We start from the raw sequence: 20,156 nt of genomic DNA, 5'->3' as shown, positions 1-20,156 counted from the left end.
CGTTCGATCAGCGCGCGCACGTCGAGCGGGTTCGCGTGGAGTGCGGCCATGTGGCGCAGCATCTCGTGCGCGCGGGCGCCGGAGTACACGCCGCCGGACTGGAGCATCACGCCGATCCGGGGACGCAGGCGCGCCGCGTCGGTCACGGGATCGAGTCCGAGGACGCGTACGGTGCCCTCGTCCGGCCTGCGATAGCCCTCGCAGGTCTCGATCGTGGTGGTCTTGCCGGCGCCGTTCGGACCGAGGAGCGCCGACACGGTGCCCGCCCGGAACGCCAGATCCAGGCCGTTCACGGCGGCCTTGGCCCCGTACCGCTTGACCAGGCCCCGGATCTGGACCACCGGCTCTCCGACGACGCTGCGCATGCGGTGAGTCTAGGCAGCGAGTGTGGGACCCCCGTTCCGGGGGCGGCCAAACCGCTCGTTCGTGCGGTTCCCCGCGGCCTTCTTAGGTGACCCTAAGTGATGAAGGGCACGACTCATCGTTCCGGACGGCTGTTGTCACTCCCGAAGGAATTACGCAACAATGGCGTTGTGAAATACGTTGGCGAGGCTCCGCAGGAGGAACTCGCGACCGGTGAGCGCTCCACGCGCAACCGGGTCGCGCGCTCCATCCTGGACCACGGCCCGTCCACCGTCTCCGATCTCGCGGGGCGCCTCGGGCTGACCCAGGCCGCCGTCCGCCGCCATCTCGACGCGCTCGCCGCCGACGCCGTCGTGGAGCCGCGCGACCAGCGAGTCTACGGCTCGCGCGGGCGTGGCAGGCCCGCCAAGGTCTTCGCCCTCACCGACTGCGGCAGGGACGCCTTCGACCAGTCGTACGACAAGCTCGCCGCCGACGCCATCGAGTGGATCGCCCGCGGCGCGGGCGGCGGCGCCAAGGGCGACGCGGCCGTCAGCGCCTTCGCGCGCGACCGCATCGCCACCCAGGCGCAGACGTACCGCGAGGCCGTCGAGGCCGCCGCGCCCGAGAAGCGTACGGAGGCGCTCGCCAGGGCGCTGAGTGCCGACGGGTACGCTGCTACGGCTCGTGGCGCACCGAACCAGCAGGGCGAGCAGCTCTGCCAGCACCACTGCCCGGTGGCCCACGTGGCCGAGAAGTATCCGCAGTTGTGCGAGGCGGAGACGGAGTTCTTCTCCGAGCTGCTCGGGACCCATGTGCAGCGGCTCGCGACCATCGCCCACGGCGACGGGGTGTGCACCACGTTCATCCCCCACGGCCCCGGCCACGGCGCGCCACCGGGTGCTCCGCAGGACGGCGCCCCACAGACCGACACACCGAAGATCAGCCAGCAGACCGATCATCACGCATCCGAAAGCACGGCCGGGAGGAACCCCGCATGACGCTCCCCACGGAGACCGCCCATCCTGAGCTCGACGGACTGGGCAAGTACGAATACGGCTGGGCCGACTCCGACACGGCCGGTGCCACCGCGAAGCGGGGTCTGTCCGAAGACGTCGTCCGCGACATCTCGTCCAAGAAGAACGAGCCCGAGTGGATGCTGAAGCTCCGCCTCAAGGGCCTGAAGCTCTTCGGCAAGAAGCCGATGCCGAGCTGGGGCTCCGACCTGTCGGGCATCGACTTCGACAACATCAAGTACTTCGTCCGGTCGACGGAGAAGCAGGCGGAGTCCTGGGAGGACCTGCCCGAGGACATCAAGAACACCTACGACAGGCTCGGCATCCCCGAGGCGGAGAAGCAGCGCCTCGTCGCCGGTGTCGCGGCCCAGTACGAGTCCGAGGTCGTCTACCACCAGATCCGCGAGGACCTGGAGGAGCAGGGCGTCATCTTCCAGGACACGGACACCGCGCTCAAGGAGCACCCGGAGCTGTTCCAGGAGTACTTCGGCACGGTCATCCCGGTCGGCGACAACAAGTTCGCGTCGCTGAACTCGGCCGTGTGGTCGGGCGGTTCGTTCATCTACGTGCCGAAGGGCGTGCACGTCGAGATCCCGCTCCAGGCCTACTTCCGTATCAACACGGAGAACATGGGCCAGTTCGAGCGGACGCTGATCATCGTCGACGAGGACGCCTACGTCCACTACGTCGAGGGCTGCACGGCGCCGATCTACTCCTCGGACTCGCTGCACAGCGCCGTCGTCGAGATCATCGTCAAGAAGGGTGGCCGCTGCCGTTACACGACCATCCAGAACTGGTCGAACAACGTCTACAACCTCGTCACCAAGCGTGCCGTGGCCTACGAGGGCGCGACCATGGAATGGGTCGACGGCAACATCGGCTCCAAGGTCACCATGAAGTACCCGGCCGTCTACCTGATGGGCGAGCACGCCAAGGGCGAGACCCTGTCCATCGCCTTCGCGGGCGAGGGCCAGCACCAGGACGCCGGCGCCAAGATGGTCCACATGGCCCCGAACACCTCGTCCAACATCGTCTCCAAGTCGGTGGCGCGAGGCGGCGGCCGTACCTCCTACCGAGGTCTCATCGAGATCGGTGAGGGCGCGCCCGGATCCAAGTCCAACGTGCTCTGTGACGCGCTGCTGGTCGACACCATCTCGCGCTCCGACACCTACCCGTACGTGGACGTCCGCGAGGACGACGTGTCGATGGGGCACGAGGCGACCGTCTCCAAGGTCTCCGAGGACCAGCTCTTCTACCTGATGAGCCGCGGCATGACCGAGTTCGAGGCCATGGCGATGATCGTGCGCGGCTTCGTGGAGCCCATCGCGAAGGAACTGCCCATGGAGTACGCCCTGGAGCTCAACCGGCTGATCGAGCTCCAGATGGAAGGCTCCGTCGGCTGACGCCTCCTTGAGAGGCAGCCGGCAGCAGCGACCGATTCCCCCAGAGGCAGAGAGAGAGCACGACGACAGCCATGGCTGAGGCTCAGAACATTCCGGTGGGTTCCACCACCGCCGGTTCGATCGCGGTGGCCGCCGAGTCGACCGTCGCCACGCGCATGAGCGCGCCGCCGTCCTACGACGTCGCGGACTTCCCCGTTCCGCACGGCCGCGAGGAGGAGTGGCGGTTCACCCCGCTGGAGCGGCTGCGCGGTCTCCAGGACGGGACGGCCGTCGCGGACGGCCGTATCCGTACGGAGGTGTACACCCCCGACGGTGTCACCCAGGAGACCGTCGGCCGCGACGACCCGCGCGTGGGCAGGGCCGGTACGCCGGTCGACCGGGTGGCCGCCCAGGCGTACACCTCGTTCGAGAAGGCGTCGGTCGTCTCCGTTCCCAAGGAGACGGTGCTCACCGAGCCCATCCGCATCACCGTGCACGGCCAGGGCGGCACCGCCTTCGTGCACCAGGTGATCGAGCTGGGCGCCTTCGCCGAGGCCGTGGTGGTCATCGACCACACCGGTGACGCGGTGGTCGCCGCCAACGTCGACTTCCTCGTCGGCGACGGCGCCAAGCTGACCGTCGTGTCCGTGCAGGACTGGGACGCGGACGCCGTCCATGTCTCCCAGCACAACGCGCTGGTCGGCCGGGACGCCTCGTTCAAGTCGATCGTGGTGACCTTCGGCGGCGACGTCGTACGGCTCCACCCGCGCGTGGCGTACGCGGGCCCCGGCGGCGAGGCCGAGCTGTTCGGCCTCTACTTCACCGACAAGGGCCAGCACCAGGAGCACCGGCTCCTCGTCGACCACAACGCCCCGCACTGCAAGTCCAACGCCGTCTACAAGGGCGCGCTCCAGGGCGACGACGCGCACGCCGTCTGGATCGGTGACGTGCTCATCCGCGCCGCCGCCGAGGGCACCGACACCTACGAGATGAACCGGAACCTGGTCCTCACGGACGGTGCCCGGGTCGACTCCGTGCCGAACCTGGAGATCGAGACCGGCGAGATCGCCGGCGCCGGTCACGCCTCGGCCACCGGCCGGTTCGACGACGAGCAGCTCTTCTACCTGATGTCGCGCGGCATCCCGCAGGTCGAGGCCCGCCGCCTCGTCATCCGCGGCTTCTTCGCCGAGCTGGTCCAGCAGATCGGACTGCCCGACGTCGAGGAGCGCCTGATCGCCAAGATCGAGGCGGAGCTGGAGGCGTCGGTCTGATGGCCTTCGTCCGAGTCTGTGGACTGACCGAGCTGGAGGACGGCACCCCCAAGCGGGTCGAACTCGACGGCATACCGGTCTCCGTCGTCCGTACCGAGGGCGAGGTGTTCGCGATCAACGACATCTGCTCGCACGCCAACGTCTCCCTCTCCGAGGGCGAGGTCGAGGACTGCTCGATCGAGTGCTGGCTGCACGGCTCCAGCTTCGACCTGCGGACCGGCAAGCCCAACGGCCTGCCCGCGACCCGCCCCGTCCCCGTATACCCCGTACAGATCCAAGGGGACGATGTGCTCGTCTCCGTCACCCAGGAGTCCTGAGACAGCCATGGCAACCCTTGAAATCAACGACCTGCACGTCACTGTCGAGGCGGAGGGCGGTGCCCGCGAGATCCTCAAGGGCGTCGACCTGACCGTCAAGCAGGGCGAGACGCACGCCATCATGGGCCCCAACGGCTCCGGCAAGTCGACCCTCGCGTACTCCATCGCGGGCCACCCCAAGTACACGATCACCGGTGGCACCGTGACGCTGGACGGCGAGGACGTCCTGGAGATGACCGTCGACGAGCGCGCCCGCGCCGGGCTCTTCCTCGCGATGCAGTACCCCGTCGAGGTCCCCGGCGTCTCCGTCTCCAACTTCCTGCGCACCTCCGCCACCGCCATGCGCGGCGAGGCACCCAAGCTGCGTACGTGGGTGAAGGAGGTCAAGGGCGCGATGGAGCAGCTCCACATGGACGCCTCCTTCGCGGAGCGCAACGTCAACGAAGGCTTCTCCGGCGGTGAGAAGAAGCGCCACGAGATCCTTCAGCTCGAACTGCTCAAGCCCAAGGTCGCGATCCTCGACGAGACGGACTCCGGTCTGGACGTCGACGCGCTGCGGGTGGTCTCCGAGGGCGTCAACCGCGTCCGGGAGAGCGGAGAGGTCGGCACACTGCTGATCACGCACTACACGCGGATCCTCCGCTACATCAAGCCCGACTTCGTGCATGTCTTCGCGCAGGGCCGGATCGCCGAGTCCGGCGGCGCCGAGCTGGCGGACAAGCTGGAGAACGAGGGCTACGAGGCGTACGTGAAGGGTGGCGTATCCGCGTGACACAGCCGTCAGGCCTCCTCACCGGGGCGGACCGACTGCTCGACGAAGCGGTCCGTAAGGACTTCCCCCTGCTGGACCGGCTGGTCCACGACGGGAAGAAGATCGTGTATCTGGACAACGCGGCGACGTCGCAGAAACCGCGCCAGGTGCTCGACGCCCTCAACGAGTACTACGAGCAGCACAACGCCAACGTGCACCGCGGCGTCCATGTGCTCGCCGAGGAGGCCACGGCCCTGTACGAGGGCGCCCGCGACAAGGTCGCCGCCTTCATCAACGCGCCGAGCCGCGACGAGGTGATCTTCACCAAGAACGCCTCCGAGTCGCTCAACCTCGTGGCGAACATGCTGGGCTGGGCCGACGAGCCCTACCGGGTGGACCACGAGACCGAGATCGTCATCACGGAGATGGAGCACCACTCCAACATCGTGCCGTGGCAGCTGCTCTCGCAGCGCACCGGAGCGAAGCTGAAGTGGTTCGGTCTCACCGACGACGGCCGGCTCGACCTGTCGAACATCGACGAGATCATCACGGAGAAGACGAAGATCGTCTCCTTCGTGCTGATCTCGAACATCCTGGGCACGGTCAACCCGGTCGAGGCGATCGTCCGGCGCGCCCAGGAGGTCGGCGCGCTGGTCCTGATCGACGCCTCGCAGGCGGCCCCGCACGTCGCGGTCGACGTGCAGGCGCTCCAGGCCGACTTCGTGGCCTTCACGGGTCACAAGATGTGCGGCCCGACCGGTATCGGTGTCCTGTGGGGCCGCCAGGAGCTGCTGGAGGACCTTCCGCCGTTCCTCGGCGGCGGCGAGATGATCGAGACCGTGTCGATGCACTCCTCCACGTACGCCCCCGCCCCGCACAAGTTCGAGGCGGGTACGCCCCCGATCGCCCAGGCCGTCGGCATGGGCGCGGCCGTGGACTATCTGAGCGCGATCGGCATGGACAAGATCGCCGCGCACGAGCACGCCATCACCGAGTACGCGGTGCGGCGGCTGCTGGAGGTCCCCGATCTCCGGATCATCGGCCCGTCCACGGCCGAGGAGCGCGGCGCGACGATCTCCTTCACACTCGGAGACATCCACCCGCACGACGTGGGTCAGGTGCTGGACGAGCAGGGCATCGCCGTCCGGGTCGGTCACCACTGCGCACGGCCGGTCTGCCTGCGGTACGGAATTCCGGCGACCACACGGGCGTCGTTCTATCTGTACTCCACGCCGTCCGAGGTCGACGCCCTGGTCGACGGGCTGGAGCACGTCCGTAATTTCTTCGGATGAGGGATTGACCGGTGAAGCTGGATTCCATGTACCAGGAAGTCATCCTGGATCACTACAAGCACCCCCACGGGCGCGGTCTGCGGGACGGCGACGCGGAGGTGCACCACGTCAATCCGACGTGCGGTGACGAGATCACGCTGCGCGTGAAGTACGAGGGCTCGCGGGTCGCGGACGTGTCGTACGAGGGCCAGGGCTGCTCCATCAGCCAGGCCAGCGCGTCCGTGCTGAACGACCTGCTGGTCGGCAAGGAACTGGCGGACGCGCAGAAGATCCAGAGCACCTTCCTGGAGCTGATGCAGTCCAAGGGCAAGATCGAACCCGATGACGCCATGGAGGAGGTGCTGGAGGACGCCGTGGCGTTCGCCGGCGTCTCCAAGTACCCCGCCCGTGTGAAGTGCGCGCTGCTGAGCTGGATGGCGTGGAAGGACGCGACGGCCCAGGCACTGGGCGACACCGCGCAGAAGGAGACGGCATGAGCGAGAACGAGACCGTGATGATGAAGCCGGCCTCCGAGGAGGAGGTCCGCGAGGCGCTGTACGACGTCGTCGACCCCGAGCTGGGTATCGACGTCGTCAATCTGGGCCTGATCTACGGCGTCCACATCGACGAGTCCAACGTCGCCACCCTCGACATGACGCTGACGTCGGCGGCCTGTCCGCTGACCGATGTGATCGAGGACCAGGCGAAGTCCGCGACGGAGGGCATCGTCAACGAGCTGAAGATCAACTGGGTCTGGATGCCGCCATGGGGTCCGGACAAGATCACGGACGACGGCCGCGAGCAGCTGCGCGCGCTGGGCTTCAACGTCTGAGCAGTCCGTTCACCAGGCCCCGTACCCCGAGATCGCCCGGGGTGCGGGGCCTGTGGCGTGCGGCCCTTTCGGCCGTACCGGGGAAGCGCTCACCGCGCCGGCCCGGCGTTCTTCCGCCGGCTCGCCTGGAAGCGCGCCTTCTTCTCGCGATTGCCGCACGTGTTCATGTCGCACCATCTGCGGGTGCGGCTCCGGCTGGTGTCGAAGAAGGCGGCCCGGCAGGTCGGTGACGCGCACAGGGCCAGTCTTCCGTCCCGTTCCCCCGAGATGACGCCGATCGCGTCGGCGGCGATCACGCCGAGGGCATCCTCCACGCGGGAAGCCGGGCCGAGCCGCCACAGCCGCTCGCCCTCGGGCGTCAGCACCGCCGCCGCCCGCCCCTGAGTGCTGCGGTCGTTGATGACCCGGACGGCGGGCGCGGGGAGGGCGTCCTGGACCGCCGCCGCTGTCGCGGCGGCGTGGATCGACTCCCTCAGTTCCCGGGCGAGGTCGAGCTGGGCAGGGGTGCAGGAGTCCACGGCGAGGCCGCTCACCGCGAGCCAGTCGACAAGTCGCCCCGGCGTGGGAACGCGCTCCACAGCGTTGCCGTGCCGCTCCGACAGAGTCCCCGTGAAGCTGGTCGCCAGCACGCTGCCGAGGCGGAAGTCAGGAAAACCGGCAGACATGGAACCACCTTAGCCGGTTGCGGCGTACCCCCGAGAGCTGTTAGAACCGTCTTAGCCGGTTCGCGACAGCTCATGGCCGGCTCCACGACGGCCAGGAGGTCCCATGCCCCGTCCGACCGAAGACGTAGAAGCATTCGAAGCCCGTGCGAGCGACGCCGACCTCGACGATCTGCGGGCGCGACTGGCCGCGGCGCGACTGCCGGAGGCCGAGACGGTCCATGGCGCCGCGCCCGGCCGCCGCCGCTGGGAGCAGGGCGTTCCGCTCGCCGATCTCGTCGATGTCGTGGACTACTGGCGCACCGGGTACGACTGGCGGTCGTTCGAGGAGCGCCTCGACCGGATCGGCCAGTTCCGTACGACCATCGACGGCCTGGGAATCCACTTCCTGCACCGCCGGTCCCCGCGCGCGGACGCCACCCCGTTGATCCTCACGCACGGCTGGCCGGGCAGCATCGCCGAATTCACCGACGTGGTGGAGGAGTTGGCGGATCCCGAAGACGCGGGCGCGCCGGCCTTCCACGTCGTGGTCCCGTCGCTGCCCGGCTTCGGCTACAGCGACAAACCGGCCACCACCGGATGGGGAACCGAGAAGATCGCCGCCGCCTGGGTGGAACTGATGGGAAGGCTCGGCTACGCCAGGTTCGCGGCCCACGGGGGCGACTGGGGAGGTGTGATCACCACGGTTCTCGCCGGCCGGTTCCCGGCGCACGTCCTCGGCATCCACTCCACGCTCGCGCAGGCACCGCCCGGGCTGACGACGGACGGGCTGACGGCCGTCGAGCGCGAGTGGACCGAGGAGACCCGCGATTTCTGGCTCCACCGGGCGGCGTACGCGAAGCAGCAGGCGACCCGGCCGCAGACCATCGGCTACTCGCTCGTCGACTCACCGGTGGGGCTTCTCGCCTGGATCCTCGACAAGTTCGCCGAGTGGTCGGACACCGAGGACAGCCCGTTCGAGAGGATCTCCAGGGACAGGATTCTCGACGACGTCACCCTGTACTGGCTGACGCGGACCGGTGCGTCGGCGGCCCGCATCTACTACGAGAGCCACAACTCGCTCGACCCCGGACTCCGGGTCGACGTCCCGTCGGCGATCAGCATGTATCCCCGCGACATCGAGAAGTGTCCCCGTCCCTGGGCGCGGGAGCGGTACCGGCGGATCGTCCGGTGGAGGTCACCCGAAGCCGGGGGCCATTTCCCGTCGTTGGAGGTGCCCGGCCACTTCGTCACCGATCTGCGGGAGGGCCTCGCGGCGGTGCTGGCCGCCGATCGGTGAATCCGGCTCAAGGCGTTGCCGGTCGGCTTCCGGGCCTCAGCGGTGCAGTCCGCCCGGGTGGGGGGCCGCCGGTGCGGCTGCCGCGACCGGGATCAGCGACGCCGCCAGATCCTCCCTGCGGATGCGCTGGTCGATGTAGAGGAGATTGAGCACCAGCTGCGGGAAGGTCGTCGAGAAGATCTGGCTGATCAACTGGCCCACCAGCGCCAGGATCATGTAGCCGCTCAGGGCGACGAACATCTCACCCATGGTCGGCTCGTAACTGAACCCGCCCGAGCTGAAGGTGTTGGGCAGGGCGCCCAGCACGTTGAGCACCTGCTGCACCACCAGGCCTGCGATCGAGGCGATGGCGAAGGCCAGCAGCGAGATGCCGAAGATCCGCCACCAGGAGCCGCGCACCAGCGCGGCCGAGCGGCGCAGCGCGGCGACCGGCCCACGCGACTCGACGACGACGATCGCCGGGGCGAGACAGAACAGCACCCAGAGCCAGATCGCCAGGGGCGCCAGGGCCAGCGCGCCCAGGAATCCCAGGGCGATCAGCCAGCCGGCCGGGTCCCAGCCGCCGGCGGCGAGGAGCGTCACCATCGTGGCGACCACACCGGTGAGGAACAGCAGGACCGGGACCAGGGCGATCAGCCCGCTGAGGAAGACCGTTCCGATCACGGCCGGCACCCGGGACAGCGCCCGCCGCAGGATCGTGCCGACCCTGAACTGCCTGCCGAGCACCGCCTCCTGGACGATCAGCGGGCAGCAGGTCTGCATCATCGCGGTGGCCACCGTCAGCACCACCGTCAGCAGGACCCACAGGCAGCCGATGGCGACGATCAGCGGCCGCAGGTCGTCCCACGCGGGGTCGGCGCTGTCCGGTGCGTCGACGACGGCCGAGAGATGGTCGCCGACGGCCGCGTACGCGACGGCCAGCGCCCCGCCGCTCACGGCGAGCGCGGAGCCGTACACGACGAGGGCGATGGCCAGCACCTGCGCCCAGTAGCGGCCCAGCGTCGAGAACGCGCCGCCGAGTATCTCGCCGAGACCGAGCGGGCTCAGCGGTATCACGCCGGGCTTGGGCCCGCGCGGTCGCGCCCAGCCGGGCGGGGGGCCGCTTCCGTACGGAGGAGGCCCGCCGCCGTACGGGGGCTGCCCTCCGTACGGAGGTGGGCCGCCCCCGCCGTACGGTCCCTGGCCGCCGCCCCACCCCGCGTGCTGCGTCACTGCTCTGCTCCGATGCGTTGTCGCCGACTGTGGCCGGGACACCGTAGCCGCTGGTGCGGCGGCCAGGAATTCCGCCATCTTGTGTACGCGCGTACGCATCCATGTGTACCCTCGTACACATGGGACTCGGATACGGATTGCTCGCCGTCGCGATCGTGGCGGAGGTGGCCGGCACGACGGCCATGAAGTACAGCGAGGGCTTCACCAGGCTCTGGCCCTCGCTGGGGGCCGTGGTCGGTTATGTGCTGGCCTTCACCCTGCTCGCGCAGACGCTCAAGACCCTCTCGGTGGGCACCGCCTACGCGATCTGGGCGGGCGTCGGCACCGCCGCCGTCGCCGCCATCGGTATGGTCTTCCTCAGCGAGGCGGCCACCCCGGCCAAGCTCGCCGGCATCGCGCTCGTCATCGGCGGTGTCGTCCTCCTCAATCTGGGCGGAGCCCACTGATGGTGCGGCGCTACGACCCCGAGCGGCGGCAGCGGATCATCGACGCGGCGATCCGGTTGGTCGGGCGCGGCGGGATCGCGGGGCTGAGCCACCGCACCGTCGCCGCCGAGGCGGACGTGCCGCTCGGCTCCACGACGTACCACTTCGCCTCCCTGGACGAGCTGTTGGTCGCCGCGCTGCGACAGACCAACGAAGGCTTCGCCACCGCCCTCACCGAGAGCGGCGCCCTCGCCGACCCGGAGTGCGACATCGCCGACGAGCTGGCGCGCATCACCGGGAGCTGGCTGACCCAGGACCCCACCAGCATGGAGCTGGAGTACGAGCTGTACCTCGCCGCCCTGCGGCGCCCCGCGCTGCGCCCGGTGGCCGCCGAGTGGTGCGTCGGGGTCACGAGGATCGTCGCCGACCGCGTGGACCCGGTCACCGCCCGCGCGGTGGTCGCGCTGCTCGACGGCATCTGCCTTCAAGTGCTGCTCACCGGACGGGAGTACGACGTCGGCTACACACGCGAGATGCTCCGCCGGATCCTCGCGGCATCGCCGCCGGCGTCGGCCGGGCGGGAAGCGGTCCCGGTAGATTGACCGGATGAGCCTTCCGCCCGCCCAGCCCGTGCCGGAGCCCGCTCCGGAGCCCGCGGTCGCCATAGGCCCCGAGATCACCTACGCGGAGTGCCGGCAGTGCGGCACGCTCATCGCCGGGCTCGACGGCCGCTACAGCTGCGGAGTCTGCGGCTGGGTGAACCACCACTCCGAAGGACACCGGCTCCTGCCGCGCGCGGAGGACGACACCGGCCGCGCCGCGGGCGAACCCGACAACAACGCCAACCGGCTCGGCTGAACGAACACGCACGCGCCGCCGCCCGCGCGGCGCACCGTGTGAACCCGTTGCGGCGCATCGGGCAACAGGTGGTGCAAGCGCACCTGACCACGCCGCATACGGAGGGCTCGTGACCGGAAGATCACCGGACGACCAGGAACACGATCACGAACGTGATCACGACCACGACCACGAGTGCGACTACCAGGACGACGCGGCCATCGTCGGGCAGTCCCTGGAGAGCCCGGAGATCTTCGCGCTCCTGTACGACCGGCACGCCGCCGACATCCACCGCTACGCCGCACGCCGGCTCGGCGACGGCGCGGCCGACGACATCACCGCCGACACCTTCCTCACGGCGTTCCGTGTCCGCGCCCGGTTCGACACCACGCACCACAGCGCGCGGCCCTGGCTCTACGGCATCGCCGCCAACCTGATCGGCAAGCAGCGCCGCAAGGAATTACGGGGCCTGCGCGCCCTCGCCCGTACCGGCCGCGACCCCGTCGCCGAGTCCTGGGTCGAGCGCTCCGACAGCCGGGTCACCGCGCAGGCCTCACAGGCGGCGCTGGCCGGGGCGGTGGCCGCGCTGTCCGGCGGCGACCGGCACGTCCTGCTGCTCGTCGCCTGGGCGGACTTCAGCTACCAGGAGGTGGCGGACGCGCTCTCCATACCGATCGGCACGGTCCGGTCGCGGCTCAACAGGGCCCGGCGCAAGGTACGTACGGCGCTGGGCGACAACGACCCCACCCGGGTGACCGACGTCGCGGAGGCGATGACCCATGGATGAGACGCAGTTCGTACGTGATCTGCGCGCCGGCGCGCCGCTGCCCGACCGGACCAGACTCGCACCGGGCCGGCGGCGGCTGCTCGACGAGGCGACATCCGGCGGCCTGATGAGCCGGCTGCGCGGACTGCGCTCCGACTGGCGTACGGCCGCGGTCGGTGCCGTGGCCGCGATGACGGCGGCAGCCCTGTCGGCGACGCTGCTGGTGGGCGGGGGCGACCCGGCCGCCGAGGAGTCGCTGCTGAGCGGGCGGGCTCCGGCGGGCAGCGCGGCGGAGGTGCTGCGGACCGCCGCCCTGATGGTCGGGGACGATCCGGTGCCGGCACCGCGTGCCGACCAGTGGATCTACGTACGCGAGCGCTACTACGACGTGGTGCGCGAGGAGAAGCCGGCCGGCCTCGTGGCCCAGCCCGACGTGAACTACCACCCGCTGGGCGAGAAGAAGTATCTCGTCCCGAAGCCCGACGGGATCCCGCGCGACCAGGCCGAGGAGTGGATCCCGTACGCCGATCAGGACGCCGAGAGGAGCAGGACCGACCAGAAGTACTCGGCCCGCGAGATCTTCCGCTTCCTCGCCGACCTGCCCGACGACCCGAAAGCGATTCTCGACGAGGTGCGCGCCTTCTATCCGGCCAATCCTCCCGAGAACCCGGAGACCCCCGACGAGCACGCCTTCCGGGCGCTCGGGCTCCTGGCCGTGCAGCAGCCGGTCCCGCACCCCCAGGGGCTGGCGAAGATCTACCGCACGCTGGCGACGATCCCCGGCATCCGGGCGAGCCGGGTCGTCGACCTCACGGGCCGCGAGGCCCTCGCCATCAGCAGGGCGGAGTCCGGAGGTCCCCCCGGCCATGTCCGCGCGTACCTGCTGCGCCCGTCGACCGGTCTGCCGGTCGGGCAGCGGTGGACGGCGGACGCGGACGGCTCGTACACGGAGGGGGAGTACGGCGACGGGACGCCGGCCGCGGACACGCCGACCACCACCTGGAAGAAGGGCGACGTCCTGGTGGAGCGGGTCCGGCTCGAAGGGGCGCTCGTCGACAAGGACCACGAACGCCCCTGAACCACGGGCACCGTGCCCGTACGCCGAGACCGGTTGGCCTCCGCGTACGGGTGCCCGTTAGGTTTCGCTCATGACCGACACGACTGCTACTCGTACCACCGGCGCCGTCGCCGCCGGGCTCGCCACCGTCACCGAGGACGGCACCGTCCTCGACACCTGGTTCCCCGCCCCCGTGCTCAGCGACGAGCCGGGCCCCGCCGGCACCCAGCGGCTCGACGCCGACCGCGCCGCCGAACTGCTCGGCGACGCCGCGCGGAAGGCCGTCGGGCCCGACCCGCGCCGTGGGGTGGAGGTCGTCGCCGTTGTCACGGTCATCGCCTCGCTCGACGACAAGCCGCTGGACGCGCACGACGCGTACCTGCGTCTGCATCTGCTCAGCCACCGTCTGGTGAAGCCGCACGGCCAGAACCTCGACGGACTCTTCGGTCTGCTCGCCAACGTCGCCTGGACCTCGCTCGGACCGGTCGCCGTCGACGCGCTGGAGACGGTGCGCCTGAACGCCCGCGCGGAGGGGCTGCACCTCCAGGTCGGCTCCGTCGACAAGTTCCCGCGTATGACGGACTACGTCGCCCCCAAGGGCGTCCGGATCGCCGACGCCGACCGGGTCAGGCTCGGCGCGCACCTCGCCGAGGGCACCACCGTGATGCACGAGGGCTTCGTCAACTTCAACGCGGGCACGCTCGGCACCTCCATGGTCGAGGGCCGGATCTCGGCCGGCGTCGTCGTCGGCGACGGTTCGGACATCGGCGGCGGGGCCTCCACCATGGGCACCCTCTCCGGCGGCGGCACCGAGCGCATCGTGATCGGTGAGCGCTGCCTCATCGGCGCCGAGGCCGGCGTCGGTATCCCGCTGGGCGACGAGTGCGTCGTCGAGGCGGGTCTCTACATCACGGCGGGTACGCGCGTGACGCTGCCGGACGGGGAGATCGTCAAGGCGCGCGGGCTGGCCGGCGCGTCGAACATCCTCTTCCGTCGCAACTCGGTCACCGGCAAGGTCGAGGCCCGCCCGAACAACGCGGTCTGGGGCGGTCTGAACGACGTTCTGCACAGCAACAACTGACGGTCGATCGGCGCCGGTGACTCGGGCGCACTTCACGGGGGACGGGGATCGATGACGAGGCGACACCGCCCGGCCGCGCTGCTGGCCGGGGCGTGCGTCCTGCTGCTGACCGCGGCGGGCTGTTCGGACCTCAGGAGCGAGATCGAGGCGGAGCAGGGCGGTGGCGCCGCGCCGACGGCACGGGAGCGGCGGCCCCCGCCCTCGCCGCTCGACCTGGATCCGTCCGGCACCACGTCCCTGTCGGCCGAGGCGAACGCGCCGGGATGCCCGCCGTCGGGCCTCGACGTCGTGGTCGGCGGCGAGAACGCCGCCATGGGCCACCGCGTGATCACCCTCAAGCTCTGGAACTGCGGCGACAAGCCCTACCGCGTCAAGGGCCACCCGGGCGTCGAACTCCTCGACGCCGGCCGCGAGCCGGTCGACGTCAAGATCAGCCACAAGAGCGACTACACGTACACCGGCAGACGCGACGACCGGGCCCGGCAGCTGACCCTGGAGCCCAACGACACCGCCGACGCCGTACTGCACTGGAACAACCGCGTCACCTCCCTGGACGGCGCCCCCGCCGCGGGCGCCCACGTCCTCGTCACACCCGCCCCCGGCGAGGAACCGGTCTCGCTGCCGCTCGCCGTCGACATCGGCTCGGACGGCACCCTGGAAGTGACCTCCTGGGCGGTCGATCCTGTCAGTGGCCGGTGATCCAATGGAGCGCATGAACACCGAACACGCCGACCCCGCCGACCTCGACGCGCTGCGCGCCGCCTTCCCGCCCGAGGTCCGCAGACCCCCGCTGGGCTGGGACACCGTCCACGCCTTCGAGCGGGAGCAGGGCGTCGTGCTGCCGGAGCCGTATCGCACCCTGGTCGCCGAGATATGCGACGGCAGCGGCGAGGGTCCCGCCGACATCGACGGACTGATACCGCTGACGTCCCTGCCCGGGGACTGGGGTCCCGACGACGGTCAGCGCGCCCCCGAGAAGGCGTTCCCGCTGACCGCGGCGTGGGTGTGGGAGGACGACCCCCGGCCGTACGAGGAGATAGAGCCGCTGATCGACGAGGTCAGCAACGATGGAAGCGTCGTGCTGGGCACGGACGGCTGCGGGCTCTACTGGCATCTGATCGTCACCGGCGCGCAGCGCGGGCGGGTGTGGGCGGTCAGTGACGTGGGCGCCGCGCCCTTCGAGGAGGAGCCCGGGGACACCGGGGCGTCCGGCTTCGCCGCGTGGGTCGCGCACTGGGTCAAGACACGCTGAATCCTGTTGACTTCAACCGCACTTCATGTTTGAGCATGGTGAGCGACGCCGCACCACGGGGGTGCGGCGACGAGGAGGATCACCATGTCCGTACGGGTCGGCACCGTCCCTGAGATCACCCGCCCCGGCGTGGGCGTCGTCAAGGTCAGCACCTGGCGGGTCGGTACGCCGCAGCGCCAGCGGGCGACGGTCGACGCGATCGGGAAAGCCTGGCGGAGCCGGGACTGGCCGGACGGCGGCCTGCTCTCGTACAGCGTCATGGTCGGCGAGGACGGGCAGACGCTGCTGCACTACTCGCAGTGGCGCGACGAGGCGGCGTACGAGGACTTCTTCCGTACGGGCCGGGACGCGCGCAACGCGGAGATCGACGCGGCCGTGCCGGGGATCGAGCGGGTCGGGCTCAACTCGTACGAGCTGTACCGCAGCGGGGAGCCGGCCGAGGGTGACACCCGGGTGCCCGGCTGCGTGGTGATCGTGGACGTCGAGTTCGACGGGCCCGACCCCGCGCGGCAGCGGGAGTGGACGGACGCCGTCTTCGCGGCGCTCGACAGCGACCCGTACGAGCAGACGGCCGCGATCGCCGCGTACTTCCACACGAGCGTGGACGGGACGCGGGTGCTCAACTTCGCCGAGTGGGAGAACGCGGCGGGGCACATCGCCGCGCTCGCCGCGCCCGGCGAAGGCATCGGTTCGAGCACGGAGCAGTGGGAGAGGGTCCAGAGCTTCCCGGGCCTCGCGGGCAGCACGGTGAACAGGTACACGCCGGCGCTCAGTCTCAGCGCCGGGTGAGGGGGCGGTGGTCCGGCCGTACGCGGGTACGGCCGGACCACCGGTCGGTCAGGGACGTCGACGGACTTTCAAGAGGTCCCGGTCCCGGTCACGGGCGGAAGCGCAGCACCTGCGGGTCGTGGTCGCTGTTCTGGTCGGCGAACTCGGCGTTGATGTGGACGCTGTCGTAGTCGAAGTCGTCGATCGACGGGCTCGTCAGGATCTGGTCGAGAACCTGGCTGTTGCCCTGGTAGACGTAGGAGTAACGCTCCGGCGCCGGCAGGGACTTGATCGCCGGGTACAGCGCGCCGCCCGCGGTGAGCGTCTTCGTGGTCGTGGAGAACTCGAAGTCGTTGATGTCACCGACCACCAGGACGTCGGCGTTCCGCTGGATCGCCAGGAGGTCCTTCACGAAGGTGTTGACGGCCTTCGCCTGGAGGTGCCGCTGCGTCTCGGAGATCCGGCTCGGCGGCTGGTGGTGCGAGACCAGGCTCTCGTCGCCGCCCTTGGAGGCGAAGTGGTTGGCGATCACGATGACGGGCCTGCCGCGGAAGACGAACTCACCGGCGAGCGGCTTGCGGCTGTTCTCCCAGGCGGCGTTCGCCGGGTCGATCCGGCCGGGGGACAGGCTCAGCGCGGCCTTGCCGCCGCTCCGTACGGCCTCGGTCGCCGTCGTGGCGTCGCCGCCCGCGCGGTCGGTGAAGGAGACCCGCTCGGGGTTGAAGAGGAAGACCTGGCGGATGTTGCCGCCGGGCTCGCCGCCGTCGGTCTTGTCCTCGGGGTCGACGGTCCGCGCCTCGTACGCGGGGCCGCCGGCCGCGACGATCGCCGCCGTGAACTTGGCGATGGTGGCGTCGGCGGAGACGGTGCCGTCGTCCTTGGCGCCGTTGTCGTCCTGGATCTCCTCCAGGGCCAGGATGTCCGGCGACGACAGGTTGTCCACGACGGCGGCGGCGAGCGCGTCGAACTTCTCCTGCGGGTCGGACGGGTCGAGGTTCTCGACGTTGTACGTCGCCACGGCCAGCTCGTCGCGGCGCTGCTCACGGGTCTTCTCGGGCTTCGCGCCGTTGCCGGTGACCTTGCCGAGCGTGCGGGCGGTCAGCGTGTAGCCGCCGAACTGGTTGAAGTCCAGGGGGCCTTCGGTGTCGCCGGACAGCGTGTCGCCGACGTCCGCCTTCGGGAACGGCTGCTCGGCGGCCGGGGCGAGCTGCTGGATCTGGAGCCTGCCGGTGTTCTGGTCGTCGTAGCCGCCGTAGACCGTGCCGCCGCGGCGGTTCTCGTTCTCGCTCGGCTTGACCGTGACCCACAGCTCCGAGTACGGGTCGGTTGCGCCGACCACGCGCGAGGTGCCGACGCGGACGTTCATGCCCTCCAGCGACTCGTAGTAGTCCAGCGCGTAGCTGCGGGGCTTCAGCTGAAGGCCGTTGATGCTGTTGCCGGTCGCGGCCGTGCCCTTCGGGGCGTACGCCGCCGGGACGGACTTCGCGGAGATGGTCACCGGCGCGGGGAGCTTGTTGCCGGAGGAGACGACCGTGATCTTCGGCGACGAGATCTGGGTGAGGGACTGGTTGCCGGAGGTGACGCCGCCGGGGATGTACTCGGTGACCGTGCCGGACACCTTGACCGAGTCGCCCACGGCGACGGTCGGCACGGCGTTGGTGAAGACGAAGATGCCCTCGCTCGTCGCCGCGTCCTTGTCGGGGTTGGGGTCCTGGAACCAGAAGCCCCGGGAACCGTAGGTCCGTACACCGGTGACGATGCCGGGAACGTCTGCCACCGGGGTACCCACGAGCGGCGATATCCGGCCACTGCCCTGGATGCCGTGGATCCTGACCTCGGCGGCCGAGGCCGAGGAGGATCCGGCGAGCAGACCGGCGCCGAGCGCGGCGGCGACGAGGGCCGAAACAGCGGCCGTTCTCGGTACGGATGAAGGCATCACGGGACTCCGGAGGTGAGGAGGGGCGACGGAAGGGGGGCGGCGTGGATACATAGTTCTACGCGCGTCAATCTCTTGTGTGCGCCCATGTGTTGTCAAGGGAGTCCGGGTGTACACCCGTTGTCGGCCAAGTGAACCGGGTGGCATGGGGTGAAATACGTCTACGCTGGGGCGCCCTGGACCCCGTAAGGCGCAAGGAGAATCACCAGATGTCCGGAGACCGCCCCACTCTGCCGCCGGTGCGGCTGCCCTCGGACGCGGAGCTGGCGCGGGACGCGCTCGCCGTACCGCTGCTCGCCAGGGCCGTACGCCTCGCCCGCTGGGCCGGGCCGGGGACGCGCGTCGGCGCGGGCGGTGAACTCGTCGACGAGCAACTGCCCGCCGCGGCCGAGGTGCTGGGACTCGCCGGTGCCCAGAGCCCGGAGCCGACCGAGAGCGACGAGGCGCTCGCGGCGCAGGCGCGGGCGGACGCCGAGGCCGAGGCGAGCGAGGCGTGGCGGGTCGCCGTCGACACGGGGCTGGTGGAGGTCGAGGACCCGGAGGCGGACGGACCCGACGGGGGCGACGGGGACGCCGACGGCACCGTGAGCGCAGGGGCCGCGCTCGAACTGATCACCTCCGGCAGCCCGCAGGACATCCTCTCCCTCTGGCTGGACGCCCTCGACGTCGTCTTCGCCGACGCGACGGCGCCCGTCCTGGAGGATCTGGCCGGCGCCATCGGCGACGACGGCGAGATCGACCTCGACGCGCTGGACTGGGACCCGGAGGTGGAGGCGGAGTTCCTGGAGGGCGTCCTCGGGAATCTGTATCTGCTCACGGTCGGCGAGGGCGGGACGGACCCCGTCCCCGTACCGCTGCCGGTGCTCGCCGCGTCGATGATCGTGCCCGACGACATGGGCGAGCCCACCGACGACGTCCTTGAGCAGGTGTCCGAGGCGATGATGCGGCTGGACGACCAGTTCGCGCTGCTGGAGCCGATCGGGCTCGTCAGTTACGTACCCGTGGACGAGGCCCTGATGGTCGAGGACTCCGAGGCCGGTCCGGACGCCGTGCCGTCGGGTGACGACGAGGACGTGTCCCGGTACGGCGTGGTCACCCTGACGCCGCTCGGGCTGCACGGCATCAGGTCCCGGATGCGGGACGCGGGGGTCGAGGCGCCCGCCGTCGGCGACCTGGCCGAGAAGGGCGCGGACGCGCTGCTCGACGGGGTCGCGTACTTCCCGGAGCCGGCCGCGCGCGCCGAGACGGAAGCGTGGCTGGCCGGCCGCGAGCCCGCGGCGGCGGCGCGTGAACTCCTCCTCGCCGCCAAGGGAACCGACCCGGGCGCCCCGCTGCGGCGGCTGCACTGCCAGCAGTCCCTGGCCCTCGTCGGCGTCGAGGCCGAGTCCGCGGTGCGGGACGTCCTGGACGACCCGGAGCTGGGCGGCCTCGCCCGCGTCTGGCTCGCCGAACTGGGGGCCTCGGATGTGCCGCCGCCGCCCGAGTCGATGATCTTCTGGCTGGCGATCGACACGATCGCGGCCCAACTGGACGCCGACGGCGAGCCGGNNGCCTGGCGGGTGGACCACCCGGCGACGGCGGACGTCCTGGAGGCGATGGGCCGCCTGCACCGCGACCGCAAGTCGGCGAAGGAGGCCCGCAAGGCGGCCTTCAAGGCGAGGTCGCGCAGCGGGGGGTGAGGGGGCGGACGGTTTCGGGT

Annotated in this window: 22 protein-coding genes and 1 pseudogene; 19 read left to right on the top strand and 4 right to left on the bottom strand. The window is 70.4% G+C overall.

The window, feature by feature from the left end; all coding sequences use genetic code 11:
- Positions 1 to 365, bottom strand: a 365-nt coding sequence (locus BHU15_RS33340; RefSeq protein WP_141726932.1) for an ATP-binding cassette domain-containing protein, incomplete at its 3' end; no start/stop codon positions are given.
- Between the two features lie 168 nt (positions 366 to 533).
- Here BHU15_RS33340 and BHU15_RS33335 point away from each other — a divergent pair.
- The 8 genes from BHU15_RS33335 to BHU15_RS33300 all read left to right on the top strand — a co-directional run bounded on the left by BHU15_RS33335 (position 534) and on the right by BHU15_RS33300 (position 7,182).
- Positions 534 to 1,343: a helix-turn-helix transcriptional regulator gene (locus tag BHU15_RS33335; RefSeq protein ID WP_023542530.1), complete on the top strand. Its 810-nt coding sequence runs from the start codon at positions 534 to 536 to the stop codon at positions 1,341 to 1,343.
- Positions 1,340 to 2,761 carry a Fe-S cluster assembly protein SufB gene (gene sufB / locus BHU15_RS33330; RefSeq protein ID WP_069630541.1) on the top strand — a complete coding sequence of 474 codons (1,422 nt, stop codon included), beginning with the start codon at positions 1,340 to 1,342 and terminating at the stop codon, positions 2,759 to 2,761. The genes BHU15_RS33335 and sufB overlap by 4 nt, the downstream gene beginning before the upstream one ends.
- Positions 2,762 to 2,832: 71 nt before the next feature.
- Positions 2,833 to 4,011 carry a Fe-S cluster assembly protein SufD gene (gene sufD / locus BHU15_RS33325; RefSeq protein WP_031231987.1) on the top strand — a complete coding sequence of 393 codons (1,179 nt, stop codon included), beginning with the start codon at positions 2,833 to 2,835 and terminating at the stop codon, positions 4,009 to 4,011.
- Positions 4,011 to 4,328 (top strand): bifunctional 3-phenylpropionate/cinnamic acid dioxygenase ferredoxin subunit, encoded by a 318-nt coding sequence (locus BHU15_RS33320; RefSeq protein WP_023542533.1) that lies wholly within the window; start codon positions 4,011 to 4,013, stop codon positions 4,326 to 4,328. Before sufD ends, BHU15_RS33320 begins: the two co-directional genes overlap by 1 nt.
- Positions 4,329 to 4,335: 7 nt before the next feature.
- Complete coding sequence (gene sufC, locus BHU15_RS33315) at positions 4,336 to 5,100, top strand: Fe-S cluster assembly ATPase SufC (protein ID WP_069630540.1); 765 nt, start codon at positions 4,336 to 4,338, stop codon at positions 5,098 to 5,100.
- Positions 5,097 to 6,371, top strand: coding sequence for a cysteine desulfurase (locus BHU15_RS33310; protein WP_023542535.1), 1,275 nt, complete (start codon positions 5,097 to 5,099; stop codon positions 6,369 to 6,371). The genes sufC and BHU15_RS33310 overlap by 4 nt, the downstream gene beginning before the upstream one ends.
- An 11-nt stretch (positions 6,372 to 6,382) precedes the next feature.
- Positions 6,383 to 6,847: a Fe-S cluster assembly sulfur transfer protein SufU gene (sufU, locus tag BHU15_RS33305; RefSeq protein ID WP_069630539.1), complete on the top strand. Its 465-nt coding sequence runs from the start codon at positions 6,383 to 6,385 to the stop codon at positions 6,845 to 6,847.
- Entirely contained in the window at positions 6,844 to 7,182 is a 339-nt protein-coding gene (locus tag BHU15_RS33300; RefSeq protein WP_023542537.1) for a metal-sulfur cluster assembly factor, read from the top strand. The genes sufU and BHU15_RS33300 overlap by 4 nt, the downstream gene beginning before the upstream one ends.
- A gap of 89 nt (positions 7,183 to 7,271) precedes the next feature.
- On the opposite strand, the gene BHU15_RS33295 is transcribed toward BHU15_RS33300, so the two are convergent.
- Positions 7,272 to 7,847, bottom strand: coding sequence for a CGNR zinc finger domain-containing protein (locus BHU15_RS33295; RefSeq protein ID WP_069630538.1), 576 nt, complete (start codon positions 7,845 to 7,847; stop codon positions 7,272 to 7,274).
- A gap of 103 nt (positions 7,848 to 7,950) precedes the next feature.
- On the opposite strand from BHU15_RS33295, the gene BHU15_RS33290 reads away from it, so the two are divergent.
- Complete coding sequence (locus BHU15_RS33290; protein WP_069630537.1) at positions 7,951 to 9,123, top strand: epoxide hydrolase family protein; 1,173 nt, start codon at positions 7,951 to 7,953, stop codon at positions 9,121 to 9,123.
- A 36-nt stretch (positions 9,124 to 9,159) separates the two neighbouring features.
- On the opposite strand, the gene BHU15_RS33285 is transcribed toward BHU15_RS33290, so the two are convergent.
- Positions 9,160 to 10,179 (bottom strand): DUF7847 domain-containing protein, encoded by a 1,020-nt coding sequence (locus BHU15_RS33285; RefSeq protein WP_069630536.1) that lies wholly within the window; start codon positions 10,177 to 10,179, stop codon positions 9,160 to 9,162.
- Between the two features lie 275 nt (positions 10,180 to 10,454).
- Between BHU15_RS33285 and BHU15_RS33280 the strand changes: the two genes are divergently transcribed.
- The 9 genes from BHU15_RS33280 (at position 10,455) to BHU15_RS33240 (ending at position 16,542) form a co-directional block, all read left to right on the top strand.
- Positions 10,455 to 10,781 (top strand): DMT family transporter, encoded by a 327-nt coding sequence (locus BHU15_RS33280; protein ID WP_031231992.1) that lies wholly within the window; start codon positions 10,455 to 10,457, stop codon positions 10,779 to 10,781.
- The gene (locus BHU15_RS33275) at positions 10,781 to 11,362 is read left to right on the top strand and encodes a TetR/AcrR family transcriptional regulator (protein ID WP_069630535.1); all 582 of its coding nucleotides are present in this window, start codon (positions 10,781 to 10,783) and stop codon (positions 11,360 to 11,362) included. The genes BHU15_RS33280 and BHU15_RS33275 overlap by 1 nt, the downstream gene beginning before the upstream one ends.
- Positions 11,363 to 11,366: 4 nt before the next feature.
- Positions 11,367 to 11,618: a hypothetical protein gene (locus BHU15_RS33270; protein ID WP_023542543.1), complete on the top strand. Its 252-nt coding sequence runs from the start codon at positions 11,367 to 11,369 to the stop codon at positions 11,616 to 11,618.
- A 199-nt stretch (positions 11,619 to 11,817) separates the two neighbouring features.
- Positions 11,818 to 12,384, top strand: coding sequence for an RNA polymerase sigma factor (locus tag BHU15_RS33265; RefSeq protein ID WP_069630542.1), 567 nt, complete (start codon positions 11,818 to 11,820; stop codon positions 12,382 to 12,384).
- Positions 12,377 to 13,441, top strand: coding sequence for a CU044_5270 family protein (locus BHU15_RS33260; protein ID WP_069630534.1), 1,065 nt, complete (start codon positions 12,377 to 12,379; stop codon positions 13,439 to 13,441). Before BHU15_RS33265 ends, BHU15_RS33260 begins: the two co-directional genes overlap by 8 nt.
- A gap of 70 nt (positions 13,442 to 13,511) precedes the next feature.
- Positions 13,512 to 14,501: a 2,3,4,5-tetrahydropyridine-2,6-dicarboxylate N-succinyltransferase gene (gene dapD, locus BHU15_RS33255; RefSeq protein WP_069630533.1), complete on the top strand. Its 990-nt coding sequence runs from the start codon at positions 13,512 to 13,514 to the stop codon at positions 14,499 to 14,501.
- A 51-nt stretch (positions 14,502 to 14,552) separates the two neighbouring features.
- Entirely contained in the window at positions 14,553 to 15,200 is a 648-nt protein-coding gene (locus BHU15_RS33250) for a DUF4232 domain-containing protein (RefSeq protein ID WP_069630532.1), read from the top strand.
- Between the two features lie 13 nt (positions 15,201 to 15,213).
- Positions 15,214 to 15,753, top strand: a complete 540-nt coding sequence (locus tag BHU15_RS33245) for an SMI1/KNR4 family protein (RefSeq protein ID WP_069630531.1) — start codon at positions 15,214 to 15,216, stop codon at positions 15,751 to 15,753.
- Between the two features lie 84 nt (positions 15,754 to 15,837).
- Positions 15,838 to 16,542: an antibiotic biosynthesis monooxygenase gene (locus tag BHU15_RS33240; RefSeq protein WP_069630530.1), complete on the top strand. Its 705-nt coding sequence runs from the start codon at positions 15,838 to 15,840 to the stop codon at positions 16,540 to 16,542.
- Between the two features lie 88 nt (positions 16,543 to 16,630).
- Here the strand turns inward: BHU15_RS33240 and BHU15_RS33235 are convergent, their stop codons facing one another.
- Complete coding sequence (locus BHU15_RS33235; RefSeq protein WP_069630529.1) at positions 16,631 to 18,457, bottom strand: DUF8508 domain-containing protein; 1,827 nt, start codon at positions 18,455 to 18,457, stop codon at positions 16,631 to 16,633.
- A 209-nt stretch (positions 18,458 to 18,666) separates the two neighbouring features.
- Here BHU15_RS33235 and BHU15_RS41730 point away from each other — a divergent pair.
- Positions 18,667 to 20,005, top strand: a pseudogene (locus BHU15_RS41730) (hypothetical protein); the annotation flags it as partial.
- Positions 20,006 to 20,156: the final 151 nt, after the last annotated feature.

Source organism: Streptomyces niveus (genome assembly GCF_001723055.1).
GTDB classification, from domain to species: domain Bacteria; phylum Actinomycetota; class Actinomycetes; order Streptomycetales; family Streptomycetaceae; genus Streptomyces; species Streptomyces niveus.
Note: the sequence above shows the minus strand (reverse complement) of the source record. Positions and strands in the feature narration are given on the sequence as shown.